General features: G+C 45.5%; 20 protein-coding genes. 14 read left to right on the top strand and 6 right to left on the bottom strand.

Going from position 1 to position 17,341, the window contains the following annotated elements; genetic code table 11:
• Window positions 1-120: 120 nt before the first annotated feature.
• The 8 genes from mltG (at window position 121) to mtnN (ending at window position 7,352) form a co-directional block, all read left to right on the top strand.
• The gene (gene mltG, locus BSEL_RS12390) at window positions 121-1,245 is read left to right on the top strand and encodes an endolytic transglycosylase MltG (RefSeq protein ID WP_013173362.1); all 1,125 of its coding nucleotides are present in this window, start codon (window positions 121-123) and stop codon (window positions 1,243-1,245) included.
• Between the two features lie 101 nt (window positions 1,246-1,346).
• Window positions 1,347-2,030, top strand: coding sequence for an O-methyltransferase (locus BSEL_RS12385; RefSeq protein ID WP_013173361.1), 684 nt, complete (start codon window positions 1,347-1,349; stop codon window positions 2,028-2,030).
• The gene (locus BSEL_RS12380) at window positions 1,996-2,925 is read left to right on the top strand and encodes a peptidase U32 family protein (RefSeq protein ID WP_013173360.1); all 930 of its coding nucleotides are present in this window, start codon (window positions 1,996-1,998) and stop codon (window positions 2,923-2,925) included. Before BSEL_RS12385 ends, BSEL_RS12380 begins: the two co-directional genes overlap by 35 nt.
• A 20-nt stretch (window positions 2,926-2,945) precedes the next feature.
• Window positions 2,946-4,220 carry a peptidase U32 family protein gene (locus BSEL_RS12375; protein WP_013173359.1) on the top strand — a complete coding sequence of 425 codons (1,275 nt, stop codon included), beginning with the start codon at window positions 2,946-2,948 and terminating at the stop codon, window positions 4,218-4,220.
• Between the two features lies 1 nt (window position 4,221).
• The gene (gene udk / locus BSEL_RS12370) at window positions 4,222-4,857 is read left to right on the top strand and encodes a uridine kinase (protein WP_013173358.1); all 636 of its coding nucleotides are present in this window, start codon (window positions 4,222-4,224) and stop codon (window positions 4,855-4,857) included.
• A gap of 290 nt (window positions 4,858-5,147) precedes the next feature.
• Window positions 5,148-5,618, top strand: coding sequence for a transcription elongation factor GreA (gene greA / locus BSEL_RS12365; RefSeq protein ID WP_013173357.1), 471 nt, complete (start codon window positions 5,148-5,150; stop codon window positions 5,616-5,618).
• A 175-nt stretch (window positions 5,619-5,793) separates the two neighbouring features.
• Window positions 5,794-6,501 (top strand): DUF1510 family protein, encoded by a 708-nt coding sequence (locus BSEL_RS17135; protein WP_013173356.1) that lies wholly within the window; start codon window positions 5,794-5,796, stop codon window positions 6,499-6,501.
• A 149-nt stretch (window positions 6,502-6,650) separates the two neighbouring features.
• Window positions 6,651-7,352 (top strand): 5'-methylthioadenosine/S-adenosylhomocysteine nucleosidase, encoded by a 702-nt coding sequence (gene mtnN / locus BSEL_RS12355; RefSeq protein WP_013173355.1) that lies wholly within the window; start codon window positions 6,651-6,653, stop codon window positions 7,350-7,352.
• Window positions 7,353-7,358: 6 nt separating this feature from the next.
• Here the strand turns inward: mtnN and BSEL_RS12350 are convergent, their stop codons facing one another.
• On the bottom strand, window positions 7,359-7,985 hold the full coding sequence (locus BSEL_RS12350; RefSeq protein WP_013173354.1) for an NUDIX hydrolase: 627 nt from the start codon (window positions 7,983-7,985) through the stop codon (window positions 7,359-7,361).
• 159 nt (window positions 7,986-8,144) lie between these two features.
• Here BSEL_RS12350 and BSEL_RS12345 point away from each other — a divergent pair, with 159 nt between their 5' ends.
• Window positions 8,145-8,387 (top strand): HPr family phosphocarrier protein, encoded by a 243-nt coding sequence (locus tag BSEL_RS12345; RefSeq protein WP_013173353.1) that lies wholly within the window; start codon window positions 8,145-8,147, stop codon window positions 8,385-8,387.
• 99 nt (window positions 8,388-8,486) lie between these two features.
• Here BSEL_RS12345 and BSEL_RS12340 read toward each other — a convergent pair whose 3' ends face one another.
• Window positions 8,487-10,499: a S9 family peptidase gene (locus BSEL_RS12340; RefSeq protein WP_013173352.1), complete on the bottom strand. Its 2,013-nt coding sequence runs from the start codon at window positions 10,497-10,499 to the stop codon at window positions 8,487-8,489.
• Between the two features lie 253 nt (window positions 10,500-10,752).
• Here BSEL_RS12340 and BSEL_RS12335 point away from each other — a divergent pair, with 253 nt between their 5' ends.
• Together BSEL_RS12335 and BSEL_RS18415 are read left to right on the top strand one after the other, a co-directional pair.
• Window positions 10,753-11,673: a metal ABC transporter solute-binding protein, Zn/Mn family gene (locus BSEL_RS12335; protein ID WP_013173351.1), complete on the top strand. Its 921-nt coding sequence runs from the start codon at window positions 10,753-10,755 to the stop codon at window positions 11,671-11,673.
• A 127-nt stretch (window positions 11,674-11,800) separates the two neighbouring features.
• Window positions 11,801-12,085: an iron-sulfur cluster biosynthesis family protein gene (locus BSEL_RS18415; RefSeq protein WP_013173350.1), complete on the top strand. Its 285-nt coding sequence runs from the start codon at window positions 11,801-11,803 to the stop codon at window positions 12,083-12,085.
• A gap of 184 nt (window positions 12,086-12,269) precedes the next feature.
• Here BSEL_RS18415 and BSEL_RS12330 read toward each other — a convergent pair whose 3' ends face one another.
• Entirely contained in the window at window positions 12,270-12,467 is a 198-nt protein-coding gene (locus BSEL_RS12330) for a cold-shock protein (RefSeq protein WP_013173349.1), read from the bottom strand.
• A gap of 292 nt (window positions 12,468-12,759) precedes the next feature.
• On the opposite strand from BSEL_RS12330, the gene BSEL_RS12325 reads away from it, so the two are divergent.
• A complete protein-coding gene (locus tag BSEL_RS12325) occupies window positions 12,760-13,554 on the top strand; it encodes a carbon-nitrogen family hydrolase (RefSeq protein ID WP_013173348.1) in 795 nt (264 codons plus the stop codon).
• A gap of 250 nt (window positions 13,555-13,804) precedes the next feature.
• Here the strand turns inward: BSEL_RS12325 and BSEL_RS17130 are convergent, their stop codons facing one another.
• Window positions 13,805-14,419 (bottom strand): hypothetical protein, encoded by a 615-nt coding sequence (locus BSEL_RS17130; RefSeq protein ID WP_013173347.1) that lies wholly within the window; start codon window positions 14,417-14,419, stop codon window positions 13,805-13,807.
• A 250-nt stretch (window positions 14,420-14,669) separates the two neighbouring features.
• Here BSEL_RS17130 and BSEL_RS17785 point away from each other — a divergent pair, with 250 nt between their 5' ends.
• Window positions 14,670-14,816: a hypothetical protein gene (locus tag BSEL_RS17785; RefSeq protein WP_013173346.1), complete on the top strand. Its 147-nt coding sequence runs from the start codon at window positions 14,670-14,672 to the stop codon at window positions 14,814-14,816.
• Between the two features lie 88 nt (window positions 14,817-14,904).
• Here the strand turns inward: BSEL_RS17785 and BSEL_RS12315 are convergent, their stop codons facing one another.
• Window positions 14,905-15,816, bottom strand: coding sequence for a DMT family transporter (locus BSEL_RS12315; protein WP_013173345.1), 912 nt, complete (start codon window positions 15,814-15,816; stop codon window positions 14,905-14,907).
• A 117-nt stretch (window positions 15,817-15,933) separates the two neighbouring features.
• On the opposite strand from BSEL_RS12315, the gene msrB reads away from it, so the two are divergent.
• Window positions 15,934-17,082, top strand: a complete 1,149-nt coding sequence (msrB, locus tag BSEL_RS12310; protein ID WP_013173344.1) for a peptide-methionine (R)-S-oxide reductase MsrB — start codon at window positions 15,934-15,936, stop codon at window positions 17,080-17,082.
• Here the strand turns inward: msrB and BSEL_RS12305 are convergent.
• A complete protein-coding gene (locus BSEL_RS12305; protein ID WP_013173343.1) occupies window positions 17,072-17,341 on the bottom strand; it encodes a DUF3006 domain-containing protein in 270 nt (89 codons plus the stop codon). The genes msrB and BSEL_RS12305 overlap by 11 nt on opposite strands.

Below are 17,341 nucleotides of genomic sequence, written 5' to 3'. Positions count from 1 at the left end.
GATGTCCCATGCAGAGCCGGGCTTTTTTTGAACAGAATTGTAAGAAAACAGCGGTAAAAAACTGTTATTAAAAACAGGGATTCTGATGTATAATGAGGATTGGTGAAAGGGGTGCCTGTCATGACGAAAGATAAACAAGCGTTAAAAGAAGAAAAGAAACGGAAACATAAAGAAAAAGTGGAACAGCGTAAAAAGGAGGCGACTATCGTCAGACGAATTGTCCTGGTTGTATTTTTTGTCCTGATTATTGCCATTGCTGTCGCTGGATTCAGCGCATACAGGTATGTCATGGCTGAAATAGAGCCCGAAGAAGATGAACATGCTGATGAAATCAGCGTCTCGATACCGATTGGATCAACAGCGGATTCCATCGCAGAAATACTTGAAGAAGAAGGCGTCATACAAAACGGAGCCATTTTCCGCTATTATGTCCGGTTCCAAAATGAAGCCGGATTTCAGGCTGGTGACTATGCTCTCAGAACAGATATGCATTTTGATGAAATCATAGAAGAGCTCAAAACCGGCGCAATCCATGATGAGTATCAGACGATCTTTACGATACCTGAAGGGCTTTGGCTTACGGAGATTGCGGCAAGAGTGGCGGAGGAGACGAACCTGGAAACGGAATCATTTTTGGAGACCGCCCGGGATGAGGACTATCTCGAAGAGCTGATTGATCGGTTTGATATGCTGGGTGAAGAGATCCTGCAAGATGAGATCAGAGAACCGCTGGAAGGCTATCTGTTCCCCGCACGCTATGACTTTATCGAAGAGGAATTAACGAATGAACAGGTCATAGAGGCGATGTTGAGCCGGATGAATACCGTTTTGCAGAATGCAAATGCATTTGATTCGGAGGACACGATTCACGAACTGCTGGCCAAGGCGTCCATTATCGAAGGAGAAGCAAGGGATGACGACGAACGGACCATTATTTCAGGCGTCATTGAAAACCGTCTGAGTATTGATATGCGCCTTGAAATGGATCCGACCGTCGGGTACGCGCATGGTGAACGCTTATCACGTACGTTGTTTGAGGATTTGGAGATAGAGTCCCCTTATAACACGTATCACATCAGAGGCTTGCCTGTCGGCCCCATCAATAACCCTGGTGAGGCATCAATCCGTGCTGCTTCCATGCCGGATGAACACAGCTATCTGTTCTTCTACCATGCCCCTGATGGGGAAGTCTATTTCTCAGAGAATTTTGCCGAGCATAATGCGATTGTCAATCAGTATCAGTAAATACAAAGAGAGGGAAAGAGTCTGCGGTTGTCGCATTCTCTTTCCTTTTGTGTTAGAATGTATCGGGTCGAAACAGGTATACACTATTGGGAGATGGAAAAATGAACGGTCAATCACACTATCTTGATCAGCTGATTGGACAGAGCGATGAGGATTTTCAGGCTCTTGAACGCTATGCAGAGCTAAATCAGGTTCCGATTATGGAAAGAGACAGTATATCAGTCATGCTTCATTACATGAGAGTTCTCCAGCCAAAAAACGTCCTGGAGATTGGTACAGCCATCGGTTATTCCGGTTCAAGAATTCTGAAAGCTGTGGAGGCGGCTAGCCTCGTAACCGTTGAACGCGATGAGGAGCGTGCTCGAAAAGCGGAGGACACGTTTTTGACTTTTGGTCTTGACGATCGGGTGGTTTTATACAAGGAAGACGCTTTGCACATTGAAGATTCGGTGCGCAGACATGCCCCTTTTGATTCACTGTTTATCGATGCTGCGAAGGGGCAGTATGAAACTTTTTTTAACCTGTACGCGCCGTTCGTTCGAGAAGGAGGAATTGTCTTTACGGACAACGTCCTTTTTAAGGGCCTCGTTGCTGATAAGGAGGATCACCCTAACCGGAATACGCGTGCACTGGTGAGAAAAATACGTGCGTTTAACAAAAAAATGATGGAAACGCCGGACTGGCAGACGATTATTTTGCCCGTGGGTGACGGATTAATGATTTCAATCAAACAGAATGGAGGCAATGCATATGACGAAACCGGAACTGCTCGTAACGCCCGTTGATGTGGCGAATGCCCGGGCCGTTATTGAAGCCGGTGCAGATGCGGTGATGATTGGCGAAGAAGCCTTTGGACTCCGACTTGCCGGTGAATTTAAACGTGATGATATCAAGGAAGTGGTGGAGGCTGCGCATGACAGGAATGCGTCGGTCTATGTGGCGATGAATGCCCTTTTCCATAATGACATGCTCGACAGGCTGCCGGACTACCTGGCATTTCTGCATGAGCAACGCGTGGACGGGATCGTGTTCGGTGATCCTGCTGTATTGGTCAATGCGAAACGCCATGCACCGGGCATTCCCCTTCATTGGAATACAGAGACGACGGTCACAAACTGGTATACGGCGAATTATTGGGGGCGAAAAGGTTCCTCAAGAGCTGTATTGGCGAGGGAACTGAATATGGATGCGGTCTTGGAGATTAAAGAAAATGCCGAGGTCCAAATTGAGGTTCAAGTCCAGGGGATGACGTGTATGTTCCAGTCAAAACGAACTCTGGTCGGGAATTACATGGAGTTCCAAGGGCAGGATCTGGCCGTACAGGGGCGTTCAAAAGATCGCTCGCTTGTTCTTCACGATCCGGAAAGGGATGTGAAATATCCGATCTGGGAAGACTGGAACGGCACTCATATCATGAGTCCGAAAGATATGTGCATCATAGATGAGCTCGATGAAATGATCGATGCAGGCGTTGATTCGTTCAAGATTGACGGGATCTTTAAGGATGGCGATTATCTGATTGGTGTTACCCGACTATACAGACAGGCGATTGATCAGTACTGTGCCGATCCGGATCGATATAGTGACGAGAAAGAAACGTGGCTTGAACAGGTGAAAGCCATTCAGCCTGAAAACAGACCGATCGACAGCGGATTCTTTTTTAAGGAATCGGTATATTGAAGAAAGGAAGGTGTGGCTCAATGGCTACGACAAAGGAAGTCCGTCCTTCAGGAAAACGGGTCATTACGAAGAAGCCGGAGCTCCTTGCACCGGCAGGGAACTTGGAAAAACTGAAAGTGGCAGTGCGTTACGGTGCTGACGCTGTGTTTATCGGCGGTCAGGATTTCGGACTCCGTTCAAACGCTGATAATTTTTCCATAGATGAAATGAAAGAGGCCGTTGAATTTGCCAATGAGTATGGTGCCTGTATCTATGTGACAACCAATATCTTTGCTCATAACGAGAACATGGAAGGATTAGACGACTACCTGAGCGACCTTCAGAAAGTCGGAGTGAAAGGCATCATTGTGGCCGACCCGCTGATTATTGAAGCGTGTAAAGAAGCTGCACCAAAGCTTGAGATCCATTTATCAACTCAGCAATCTCTGACGAACTGGCAAGCGGTGGATTTTTGGAAGAGTGAAGGGCTTGACCGGGTTGTGCTTGCAAGAGAAGTCGGGCTTCAGGAAATGCTTGAGATGAAAAAGCAGGTGGATATCGAGATTGAGACTTTTATTCACGGAGCGATGTGCATTTCTTATTCTGGAAGATGTACGTTAAGCAATCATATGACAGCGAGAGACTCCAACCGGGGCGGCTGCTGCCAGTCCTGCCGTTGGGACTATTTTCTTTATGAAGACGGCCCGTCCGACACGGTGGAAGATGCAAATCCGCTGTTTGACGAGGAAGATGCCCCATTCGCCATGTCGCCGAAAGACTTGAATCTTGTCGAATCGATCCCGAAACTGATCGAAGCAGGCATTGACAGTCTGAAAGTGGAAGGACGCATGAAATCCATTCATTATGTAGCGACTGTTATCGGTGTGTATCGCAAAGTCATTGATGCATACTGTGATGACCCGGACAATTTCACGATCAAACAGGAATGGCTCGATGAACTTGAAAAGTGTGCCAACCGACCTGCTGCACCTGCATTTTTTGAAAATACCCCTGGCTATGAGGAGCAGCTTTTCCGTTATCATAAACAAAAAACACCTTTTGATTTTGCAGGACTTGTGTTAGATTATGATGAGGAAACAGGAACAGTGACGTTGCAGCAGCGAAATCATTTCCGTCCAGGTGACAAAGTGGAATTCTTTGGTCCGGACATTGAATCCTTTTCAATGACCGTCGGTGAAATCCGAAATGACAAGGACGAAGTGATTGATGCAGCAAGGCACCCTCTTCAGGTGGTGACGTTTAAAACTGAACGGCCTGTTTCACCATATAATATGATGAGAAAGGAACTACCTTAATATGGAGAACAAACCCGTTATCATTGGCGTTGCCGGCGGCTCCGGTTCCGGTAAGACAACTGTGGCCCATAAAATCTGCAAAGAGTTCCCTGAACAGTCGATTTTGATGATTGAACATGATGCGTATTACAAAGATCAGGATCATCTTCCGATGGAGGAGCGGCTGAAGACGAACTATGATCATCCGCTTGCGTTTGATACAGATCTTTTGATTGAACACCTCGATCAGCTGCAAAACCGTCAGGCGATTGAAAAGCCGGTTTATGATTATCCGAATCATACGAGGGCGGAGGAAACCATTCCACAGCAGCCAAGAGATGTCATCATTCTTGAAGGGATTCTGATTCTCGAAGATGAACGACTGAGAGATATGATGGATATTAAGGTGTTTGTTGATACAGACTCGGATTTACGAATCATCAGAAGGCTATTGAGGGATATTCAGGAACGTGGACGTACAATTGATTCGGTTATCGATCAATACACGACGGTGGTAAGGCCGATGCATCTCCAGTTCATCGAGCCGACGAAGCGGTATGCGGATGTCATTATCCCTGAAGGCGGGCATAATCATGTTGCGATTGATTTGCTTGTATCCAAGATCCGCACGATCACCAATGAGATCGGAAGCTATTGAGGCGGGACGTGTGAAGATTTATTGAAATCTGGTCATGGAGATCATTTCTTAAATAAATGTGTTGGCGTTTTTCAGACAGATTGTATATAATAGCATACAGAACATACTGGTATGGAAATAACAGGTTGAATTCGATAGCGTGACATTTCGACGCTCCGGCCTCAAAGCGTGCTTTGTGGCCGGGCTTTTACCGTTCTGAGACACCATGACCAGAGTGTGTTCTGAGAAATACAGATGAAAGCGTTGCCGGTTTTTGAACGGGCGAAGATCATGAAGGAGTGAATGGAACAATGGCAGAAGAGAAACATTATATGACTGAAGAAGGTAAAAAGAAGCTCGAAGAAGAGCTTGAACAGCTGATTACGGAACGTCGAAAAGAGGTTGTGGAACGCATAAAAGTGGCGCGCAGTTTCGGGGATCTTTCGGAGAACTCCGAATATGATTCGGCTAAAGAAGAACAGGCTTTTGTTGAAGGGCGAATCCAACAGCTTGAGACGATGATCCGTAACGCAGAGATCATCGAAGAAGATAAAAATTCTTCGAAGGTATCACTTGGGAAGAAAGTGACATTCGTAGAGATTCCCGACGGTGAAGAAGAAGAATATGTGATAGTAGGCCGTGCAGAAGCCGATCCGTTGGATGGGAAGATTTCCAATGAATCACCGATGGCACAAAGCCTGATTGGCAAAGAAATCGGAGATCAGGTGACGGTCTCCACTCCAGGCGGCGACATGACCGTTAAAATTACAGCAGTATCCTGATCCTTTCTCATAAAAGGATAAACGGCCTCCAGTCGATTTTGACGGGGGCCGTTTTTTACATCATTCTTACGATTTGTTTAAATTCAATCGTTTTTCCAATCAGAGTGTCGTAAAAATGAATGGGATCGTCTATAATAATGAAGAACCCAATTGTTGCATGAGGAGGATGTGTCAGATGAGTGATCAGACAAATCAGGGATTGAACCGGGCAGAAGTCCGTAAAGAAAAGAAGAAAAATATGTTTTTAAATCTTGCGATCGGTATTGTTGCGCTGTTGATTGTTGTCATTTCAGCATCGATGTTTATCGGTGGTGGCGATGACGATCCGGTGGCTGTTGATAATGATAACGAAGCTGAAGAAAACCTCGATGTGAATGAGAACGAGGAAGAAGCCAATGAACAGAACAATGGTGAGAATGAAATCGAAGAATCTGCTCCAGAAAACAACGACGATTCCGGAATTGAAGAAGAATCAGATAACACGGGTGCAGACAGCGGATCAGCGGATATCGATGACGGATCATCGTCCAATAATGAAGGTACTGCAAATGATGATGACAGTTCCGCTGAGACCGCCGAAGTGACAGAGGGAGACTGGGGACCAATCGGAACAGTTCAGGAGGAGCCTTTTACGGCTGTATATGATCGTGATCATGTGAACTGGGATGAGATGGTTCGGGCGCTTGAATATGCAATGAACCGCTCCGAGGATGAAATGATCATTGAATGGCTGGGAAACGGTGGTGATCATCAGACTGCAGAAGGAACTGTCAGTCTGCGTGAAAACCGTTCTGAGGCCTATCAGATTACTCTGTCCTGGGTGGAGAATGAAGGATGGATGCCGGTAACGAAAGAAGAGCTTTCCACAAACCCTTATCAGTAAGAGTTTATGTTGTGGGGCATTCGCATTGATTGGAGCAGGAACCGTTTTTTGGGGTCCTGCTTTTTTGCTGTTTACAGGATATTGCGTTAACGGAACAGGTCAGCTATGATTAACAGGTGCATGGAATATCGATAAAGGAGTGTGGAACGATGAGAGTAGGAGTAATCGGGGCGATGGAAGAGGAAGTGGATCTTCTCCGTTCTAAAATGGATATTATTGAAGAGACGATGCTTGCCACCTGTGAGTTTACATTGGGCAAGTTAAACGGCGTAGAAGTGATTCTCGCCAAATCCGGGATAGGCAAGGTGAATGCAGCCGTCAGCACTACGTTGATGAATCAACTTTATCATCCGGAGTATATCGTGAACACCGGTTCAGCCGGCGGACTTGACCAGACGTTGGCAGTTGGCGATGTGGTTGTTTCAGATGAAGTACGATACAACGATGTTGATGCAACGGCGTTTGGCTACGAATTTGGACAGGTTCCAAGAATGCCTGCGATGTTTACTCCGGATGAGCAGCTGATTCAGATTGCTAAAAAAGGTGCTGAAGAAGCCGGGATGGCTATGGCTCAGGGCCTGATTATTTCCGGTGACTCATTCATGAGCGATCATGAACGAGTCGAGGGGCTGAAGAAGATCTTCAATAAACCGCAATGTGCTGAAATGGAGGCAGGAGCGATTGCGCAGGTATGTTATCAGTTTGAAGTGCCTTTTGTGATTATCCGCTCACTCTCCGATATTGCAGGAAAAGATGCCCTGATGTCTTATGAAGAGTTCCTCGAGACAGCAGGCGTGAACTCTGCCAATATGGTCATGGCGATGCTGGAAGAGATGCGAAACAGCATGTGACGGGTATCAGGTAATTTGCGAAAGCTCATCAATGGCATGCGCCAGGACACGTGCAGTCAGCCCCCAGATGATACGTCCGTCGTATTCATAGAACAGTTCTTTAATATAGCCGGTGCGCCAGTTGTAGTCTTCCCCGTTCGGGATTAAATGGTAGGGGAAACCTTTTTCCGGTCTGACGTCGAGTCTGATCGGATGTTCTTTAGGCGCCATGGTCATCAGCTCACTGACGGGAACTGTGAAAATCTCAGCCACTTCTCCGGGATTTGGTGAGATCACAGATTCATTGTGGATGATTCCGATAAATGGATGAATCATAAACTGAAAGGGTGTAACCATGATATCAAGCTCACCGAGAAGAGCGGTGTGCTCGGGCTCGAGGCCAAGTTCTTCCTGCAGTTCCCGGGAAGCTGCCGCTTGATAGCTCGTGTCTCCCGGATCTACCCTGCCACCTGGAAAACAGACCTCACCCGGCTGTTTGACATTGTTTGAACGAACCTGAAACAGCAGATGCCATTCATCGTCACGAAACACGAGTGGAAGGAATAAGGAAAAGTGAGCGGACGACTGCTCACCGAGAATTCTGGCCTTTCGGTCTTCAAAGTGTTGAGATAGCAGATTGACTGGTTGATTCATGGGGATCGGCCTCCAATAGTAACCTTTCGATTAGTATCAGTATAGCAAAAGTCAGACTGTCATGCCCACTGATGGATACGGCATCTGTATAAAAAAGACTTGGAAGTTGGCTTAATTTTATATATAATGAAATGAATTCGTTATGGAGGTGCTTAGATCATGAAATTAACTGCAGCAAGACCTTTATTCGGTGAGACAGCAAGTCTGTTTGTGAATGAAGCAGCAAAGTATGAGGAGAGAATCCTTGTCAAAAAAGAACACTGGGTGGTCGATGGCAAAAGCCTGTTGGGCTTACTTGCGCTTGCTCTGCAGCCAGGTGATGAAGTCGAGCTTGAGGCGGAAGGTAAAGACGTGAATCCGCAGTTTGTTGAGACACTGAAAAAAGAAGGGTTATTTAAATAACAGTTCAAAAAAAGCCGGAGCATGATCGTTCATGCCCCGGCTTTTCTATGGCGATTTTCATCGTTTATTTTCAATAGGATGTTCAATACTCAAACAGGTTCAGAGTTTACTGTTAAACCAATCGGACAGCTCTTTGAGACGGGCTTCCCGCAGTTCAGGAGGTCCGCTTCTCGAGAGTTCATGATTGGCATCAGGCATTCTGACAAAACGAACATCCTGACCACGGAATCTCAGAGCAGTAAAGAGCTGTTCAGCCTGTTCGATCGGGCAGCGATAGTCTTTTTCCCCATGCATGATCAATAATGGTGTGTTCATGTCAGCAACGAGTCTGAGGGGGGAATGCTGCCAGAGTCGTTCAGGATTACTGAGGAGCGTTTCACCCACTTCCCATTCGGTGAAGAAATAGCCGATATCGGAAACGCCGAAAAAACTTGTCCAGTTGCAAATGGAACGAAGTGTTGCAGCTGCTTTGAAGCGGTCTGTTGAACCGATGATCCAGTTCGTCATGAACCCTCCGTAACTTCCGCCCGTGACACCGAGCCTCTCTTGATCAATTTCAGGATAACGCTCTAGACAAGCATCGGTAAATGCCATAAGATCCTCGTAATCCATCCCGCCGTAATCACCGCGAACAGCATTTACGAACGCCTGGCTGTAACCATGGCTGCCTCTCGGATTACAGAGCATGACGATATAGCCCTGTGAAACCAGGTACTGGAGTTCATGAAAGAAGCTGTACCCGTACATCGCGTGTGGTCCACCGTGAATTTCCAGAATGGCCGGTTTTTTCGATAGATCTTCCGACGCTCCAGCACCCATGATCCAACCTTGAATTTCCGTTTGATCGGAAGATCGTGTTCGAACTTCTTCCATAGTAAAGAGTGTTTTCTGGTTCACCCAGTTTTCATTTCTGTTGGTGATGGAGGCCGTTTCACCATTCCCACTTAGAGACAGAGAATGGATCTCACCCGGACAAACCGGGGTACTGATGGCAACGACGGCTTCTTTACCGGGAATGATATCAAAATTGTAGACATGATGACGGCCGCTCGTCATGACCTGAGGCTCATCTTTTCCTCGCAGATCAAAAGCATAAAGCTGTGTCGTGCCTTCTAGACTGACAAGTGTATAGAGCTTGGATTCGTTGTGATCAATCACAAATCGAGAAGATGAATCCCCGTAGCGGCTATCCGCGATTATTTGATCACCTACAGGCCAATCAAATGCTGCTGTCAGATTTTGTTTTTCTTTGCCGGAGCGCCTCATCATCCAAAGATCGTTATGCGTCGCTCCAAGATAGGTTTTTTCATGGGCAAGGAGCAGAATGTTACCGTCATAGTAGGCTGCCCGCTGTACGGTGAGTCCGGAACCTGAATGATCCGTTTCGGACAGAGATTCATCAAGTGATACTTCATACAGGTCAGAGCGTACTTCCCAATCTTCCCCCCGATTCGCGGTGATCAGTATACAGTTTGACTCTTGGTGATAATCTTGAAATTGATGATCTGCACCAAACGGTGTCAATATCTGCATTTGGCCTGTTGAAAGCGTCAGTTTGGCAACCATCGAACAGGTTTCATCCTTAAATCCGGCCGCATCCGATTTGTAATCGAGTCTTGTCACGATATACGGTTGTTTTGACGATTCATTTTTCTTAGAATCGTCTTTACGAGAATCACCAGGAAATGCATCCATCATTTCGCCCTTTTCTGTGTCATTCAACTTTGCAGTAATAAACAGATGGTCTTTATCAGAGGCCCACTCTGCTGCCTGAACGCCTTTTGGCAATTGCGTCACTTGTACGCCTTCCCCTCCCAGGAGCTGTTGAATGAAGACCTGGGGCTGATCAGAGGATTCGGGTTTTCTGATGTAGAGAATGGCTTGACCGTCAGGGGACAAACGGGGCTGTCTGATTCCCCGTGGCCCGGATGTGAGTGCCAATGGTTCTGCATGCTTTTGATGAAGATAGAGATGCGTGAGGTATTGGTTGTCACCTGTAATCGTGGTTTCGATAAAATAAAGATCTTGTGAATCAGGATGAAGAATGGGGTCGGCGATGATTCTCACCTGGCGAATGTCACTCTCTTGAACTGTTGATGCTTCCTGCTTCATGTGCGTTGCCTCCTTGTGAGCGTGTTGTGGGTAACCGGTACAGAAAACTGATGATACGCTTTCAGTCTATCAAAAAAATACCAATCGTGCATGACGCAACATGACTCATGCTTTTAGTTTGTTGGCTGATCGGTATACAGGATAAAAGTTGCAAAGTAGTTTACTATCTTCTTTCTTGACTAAAATGATTAAATCCATTATATTTAATAATAAAGTTGCACAAGGTAAACAATTATAGATGGAGGTAAATATTATGCGTGTATCTAAAATATTAATCGGGGTCCCGTTCTTTTTGATCATGAGTGCGTGTGGAGCGGATGAGAACGAACCGGTTAACGAAGAACATAATGAACAGGCAAGTCATGATAACGAAATTTATGTCACCACCAGTTTTTCAATTACAGCCGATTTTGTCAGCCAGGTGATCGGAGATTTGGGTGAGGTTGATTATCTTGTACCGATTGGAGAAGAGCCTCATGAATATGAACCGGTTCCAAGTGACTTCCGGAATGTTACTGATGCGGATGTTTTCTATACGAATGGGATGGGACTTGAAGAATGGATTGAAAGACTCGTAGAAAACACCGGGAACACTGAAATTGTTTCACTTTCTGACGGTGTGACGGAGATTCCTCTTGATGGAGAAGACGGCGTCGATCCGCATGCATGGCTCAGCCCGAAGAATGCTGAGGTTTATATTGCCAATATCCTGGCTGATGTAACCGAACGTTTTCCTGAACATGCGGATGAATTTGAAGCCAACGCAGAGGCCTATCTTGATGAAATCGACAATCTTCTTGAGTACGTCGATGAAACATTGGATCAGATCCCTGAAGAGAACCGTATCGTTGTTGTGAGTGAAAATGCTTTTAAATATTTTGGAGAGGATTATGGCTTTCAAACCGCAGGTATTTGGGAAATTAATTCTGGTGAAGAAGGAACAACGGGGCAAATTAACGCCGTTATTGATCTGGTAAGGGAGCAGGATATACCTGCGCTCTTCGTTGAGACAACGGTCGATAATCGATACATGGAAACCGTATCAGAAAATACCGATGTTCCGATAGCCGGTGAAGTCTACACGGATGCAGTTGGACTTGAAGGTTCAGGAGCGGAAACGTATATCGATATGATCAGGCATAACGCAGATGTGTTTGCGGAAGGCCTGAAATAAGCGGGAGGCAGGACTTAAAACATCAGATTTTGATTGACGGACACATTTCGGATGATTATAATGGTTGAAAGGCAAACCACTATGTGATACTATACCCTTATAGGTATAATAAAGATGAGGTGAGATTATGAATATTACTGACAAGGCAAAAGATTTCATCCAGAATATTCTGGATGAGAACAATGCATCAAACATTAAAGTCTACGTAGCGGGAATGGGCTGAGGCGGTCCCCAATTAGGACTGGCTCTGGATGAGCCGTCACAGACTGACATTGTTGAAGAGATCAACGGGATCAAAGTTGCATTCGAACAGCACGTACACGGACAGACGTCAAACATGGCCCTGGACTACCAGGAAACCCCGCAGGGAAGCGGACTTGTCATGACAGGTAATGAAAGTGACTGCTGCTGATAACAGAACGCATGATTCGTAAGGATTATGCGTAAAGAGGATCACATCCATCAGGATGCGGTCCTCTTTTTTATGTTTCGTGATGGTTTCTGAAGCCTTTATGATAGTGCGGGAAGAGACCGGACACCTTGATGATCTGAGCAAAAGAAAAAAGATCCCTCGAAAGGGATCTTTTTATCATTCATTACTTTTGAACGTTAGCAGCTTGTGGTCCACGCTGACCCTGCTCGATGTCGAAAGTAACTGCTTGGCCTTCTTCAAGAGTCTTGAAGCCTTCGCCTTGGATCGCGGAGAAATGTACGAATACATCGTCCTGTCCTTCTACTTCGATGAAACCGAAACCTTTTTCTGCATTAAACCATTTTACTGTACCTTGAGTCATGAAAAAATCCTCCTGTGTGGGGTTGCCACGTTTTATTACTATTGAGCTCTTCATTTAAACATTCAAGAGGAATCCTTGTTAAAAGTCTTTCTTACTTGAAATTTATCCGAACGTCAAACAGCTAAGTACTACTATAACGTATAATGTTGAAAAAAGATACCCCCAATTTAAATATTATTCATTTTTCTTTTCCCTTTGGGTCACGATGGATACCCAGCCGGTTTTGACGAAAGACTGACAACGTGCGATGATGCAGATAGAATAATCAATTGAAATAAAGGGAGGGACAGTGATGAAATGGAAGATTCTGATCCTGCAGATTGACGTTGTATATGGAGATCCGTGGAAGAATAAAGCGAAGATTGAAGATAAAATAAGAAACGTGACGATGGACGAGGTGGATGTTCTCGTCCTGCCTGAGTTGTGGTCGTCCGGCTATGATTTATCAAGACTGCCTGAGATTTGTGCAGAGAGCCAGTCGGCAATGTTGGCATTTCTGAAAAATTTGGCACTCGAACATGATGTGATGGTTGTCGGAGGTTCCTTAGCTGATCATCAAAACGGCTCCTATTACAATACAATGCCAGTGATTGATCGCAGTGGGGAGCAGGTGAAGGCATACAGTAAACTTCATCTGTTTCGATTAATGAATGAGGATAAATATTTAAGCGAGGGGACCGGAGACGGTTTTTTTACCCTTGAAGATGTGCCGTGTACGGGCATGATTTGCTATGATATCCGCTTTCCTGAGTGGGTCAGGCATCATGCTTTAAAAGAAGCGGAAGTTTTTTTTGTTGTTGCTGAATGGCCGCATGCGAGGATTGATCACTGGACTGCTCTTTTGACGAGCAGGGCGATTGAGAATCAATGCTATATTGTTGCGTGCAATCGTGTCGGTGCAGATCCTGATAATGTCTTTGGTGGTACGTCAATGGTCATTGATCCATGGGGGAAGGTTCTTTTGAAGGCGAGTGAAGACCGAGAAGAAATTCTGATGATCGACATTGATTTGCAAGAATCCAAATCGGTTCGAAAACGGATTCCGGTATTTGAAGACAGACGGCCGGCATTCTATAAATTAAACTGACAAGATCAAAGAAACGGAGCTGCAAATTGATGCGGCTCCGTTTCTTTATATGAAGGCAATGTTAAAGTTCATAGTTGTTTTTACTCGCTTACGGCGGACACTTACCTCGGACTTGTCTCAGCTGACTTTCGCTTTGCGAAAGTGGATCTTCGGTCTGCGCTTTTCCCGCACGTGTTGCCGCCTGTCGCTCATTCAAACTGTAAATATCAACAACAGGCTTTAACAGAACCTATAAGAAAGTGATCGGTTGTTATGAAACAACTGTCTTTTCAGGTTCAGGTTGATCCTGTCCTCGCTGCTCTTTTTCCCACTGGTCTAATTTTTCATGAATCACACGCTGGGTTTCCAAAGAAATTTCCGGGAGTTCCCCGAAGATGTCTTTCACTGCCTTGAATCCTTCATCAATAGCTTCTCGCAAAATCCCCAGTTTTTCAACATCTCCTCCGGAAAGTGCAATCGCAAAATTGACAATCCGGTTACTCGTCGCTTCAACCCCAAACGGTCCATCTTCAGCAATATTAGCCGCTGCTTCAGCCCTGGTTGCTTCATCGACTTCAAAGGTATCCCAATCAATCTTGCCATCCTGAACATCCTGAAAGCTGAATCCCTGTTTTTCGAGCATTTTCCTGACGAGGTTTTTTAAGGATTCAAAGTGTTTTTCAGATTTCTGTCTCAATTCTTCAATGTATGATTCTCGCTCTTCTGCAGACATCTCTTTTACGGGCGGTCTTTTTGACGGTGAGTACGTTTCTGTTTGCTGTTTTGGGGTTTGTTCTGTGTCTTTATGAACGGCTTTATTCTCTGATGACGGTGCCTTGGACGGTGCGGACGGGACAACATGGGTGGATAGTGTTGTAATTTCCATGGTTGCCAACTCCTCATTCTTTTATATATATATCGGCAGAGCATCGTCTGTTCTTTAGTTTCAGGGAGATGATTTTCAAATAAATAGCCGGCATGGAGGGATTTTTAGCCCATGAAAGTCTTTCAGATGTAATTGAAAAAACAAAATCGTGATTTTCATAAAAATAATCGTTGACATAAAGGAAACTCTGTATTAGTATACAGTTATAAAATAAATTCTGTTATAAAACAATTAAAGGAGGATGCTTTCCATGCAAAAGCGAAGAGAGGTTAATTTTCATGATTTTCTGTCAGATGTACAGCGTATGCACACAGAGGAAATGATGGTGCGAGATGAGGACAAGGAACTGATGAAAGCAAAAGAGCAGGAAAGCCAACCTTCTTACTTATTTTTTTAAGCGCAAACAAAAGAGCGTCCCTGTGAAGATACAGGGACGCTCTTTTTTGTTTGCTTCGTCTGATCAAGATACTCTCTTCGTCAGTGATTCAGCCTAATTGACGGATTACTTCTTTTTCAACGGGTGATTTTTTTCTGTACACCGTGACTGCAACAGACAGTAAAACGAGGACAAAGCCTAGGGCCTGCCAACTGTTTAACTGATCCCCGAATATCATTACCCCGATGATGATGGCAACCACGGGTTCCATCGTGGAAAGGATGGATGCCCGGCTTGATTCCACGTAGGTGAGTCCAAATGTATAGAGTACATAAGCGGATACCGTTGCGAAAAGGGCAATGCCGAAACCGTTCAGGAGAACCTCGGGTTGAATGAGACGGACAGGTTCATGCAAGAGCGTACTGCTCAGCATCAGAAATACGGATCCGGTCACCATGGAATAGGCCGTGATCGTTAAGCTGTGATAATGACGGCTGACGGACTTGCCAAATATGCTGTAGAGGGCATAAAAAAAGCCGGATAACAATCCGTAAAGGACAATCCTCCAGCCATCAGGCATTGTCCCATAAGGCAACAGCTCGACGGTTAGAGCACATCCGAGAAGCATTAGGAAAAGTGCAAGGCCCTTTGCTCCTGTGAACGGTTCCTTGAAAAAGAGCCTCGAAAGAATCGTAACGAATACAGGTCCTGTGTATAAAAGCACAACGGCCAAGGAAAGGTTGGCTTCATCAATGACTGTAAAGAAGAAAAAATTAAAAAAGGCAATGCTGATAATCCCTGTTCCGATAAAGTAGGGCAGGTGACTCAGCTGGATACGTAACATGGCCGGTTTAAAGATGCCGAGAAAAAGCAGAATCAGCACTGCAGAAAAGGTCAAGCGGATCCCAACGGTCTCCCAAGGTGTAAACCCGATGGCATTTAATTGCTGAACAAACAGGCCGGTCGTTCCCCAAAGGGCTGCTCCGATAATCACGAGTATGTACGCAGTCTTTTTTGTCACTTTTCTTCACCTCTTTTCCATTCTAATCCATCTTATACGAAGGGGTCAAAGCATTTCGTTTTTCTTTTTTCTTCGAGCACATTATACTGTGTATAACAACACGAAAGGGTGATCATCGTGATAAAAAAAAGACTATTGCTGGGGATAGCGGCTATTTTCATCCTTGCACTGATTCCTGTCGGGCAGATTGCCTATGAGGCAGCTTTCCATAAATCGTCAGGGAGTGATCGTTCTGTAACAGCTGAAGATCATACAGAAGGAGAACTTGCCACCTTTGCAGGAGGCTGTTTCTGGTGTATGGAAAAGCCTTTTGATGAACTTGAAGGGGTTTTGGATGTCTATGTCGGCTATACAGGAGGTTCAGAAGCGTATCCGTCCTATGAAGATGTTGCTTCCGGACAAACCGATCACGTAGAGGCAGTTCAGATCAGGTATGACCCGTCGCTCGTAACCTATGAGACGATTCTGTCCGTATTTTGGCGGCAAATCGATCCGACAGATGATGGCGGACAGTTTGTAGACCGCGGATATCAGTATTCCACAGCCGTTTTTTATCATGATGAGCATCAGAAAGCCGCAGCAGAAGAATCGATTGCTGCACTTGATGAAGAGAACCGTTTCGACAGCCCGATCGTCACACCAGTCCGGTCTGCGGATGTTTTTTACCTGGCCGAAGATTACCATCAGAAATTTTATCAGGAAAATCCCGTCCGGTACCGAATGTACCGGTCAAGTTCAGGGCGTGATGATTTTCTTGATGAAGTGTGGGGTGAAGAACGGTACGATATTCCTGAATCTCAATCCGTCGGTGAGTATGAAGGGTTATATGGTGTTACGTATACAGATGAAGAACTGAAGGAGATGCTGACTCCTATTGAATACGAAGTGACACAGGAAGACGGTACGGAACCTGCCTACCGAAATCAGTACTGGGATCACTATGAGGACGGGATCTATGTGGATCGGGTCAGTGGTGAACCACTTTTCAGTTCACGGGATCAGTACGATTCAAAAACCGGTTGGCCAAGCTTTACTCAACCGATTGATCCTCATTTTCTAACGGAAGAAGAGGATAACACCCTATTTTATACTAGAACTGAGATCCGGAGCCTTTATGGCGATTCACATCTTGGCCACGTATTCGAAGACGGCCCGGAACCGACCGGGCTCCGTTATTGTATGAACTCGGCTGCCATGACGTTTATTCCTCTTGATGAGATGGAGGAAAAAGGATATGGCGATTATATGGATGAGGTTACTTCTTAAATCGGCTGCCGGACTTTCGTCCGGCAAGCTTTTTTTGTTTCGCTTGAATCCGCTCTCTCCGCCGTTTTTCTTCGTCTGTCCGTTTATCGAGAATCTGAATAGCACCTTCATCACTGATGTTTATGGAAAGCAGATCCCCTTCACGAATGGAGATCGAGGTGAGATCCTGTAAGGCAACCCGGATTTCCGTTTGATCACGCTCATTAAGCATGACGGCGATACCGTCTTCAATTCTGTCTACGAACACGTCTTGAACCAT

Origin of the sequence: [Bacillus] selenitireducens MLS10 (assembly GCF_000093085.1) — a bacterium.
Classification (GTDB): Bacteria; Bacillota; Bacilli; order Bacillales; family Salisediminibacteriaceae; genus Salisediminibacterium; species Salisediminibacterium selenitireducens.
This window is presented reverse-complemented; position numbering and strand designations above follow the sequence as displayed.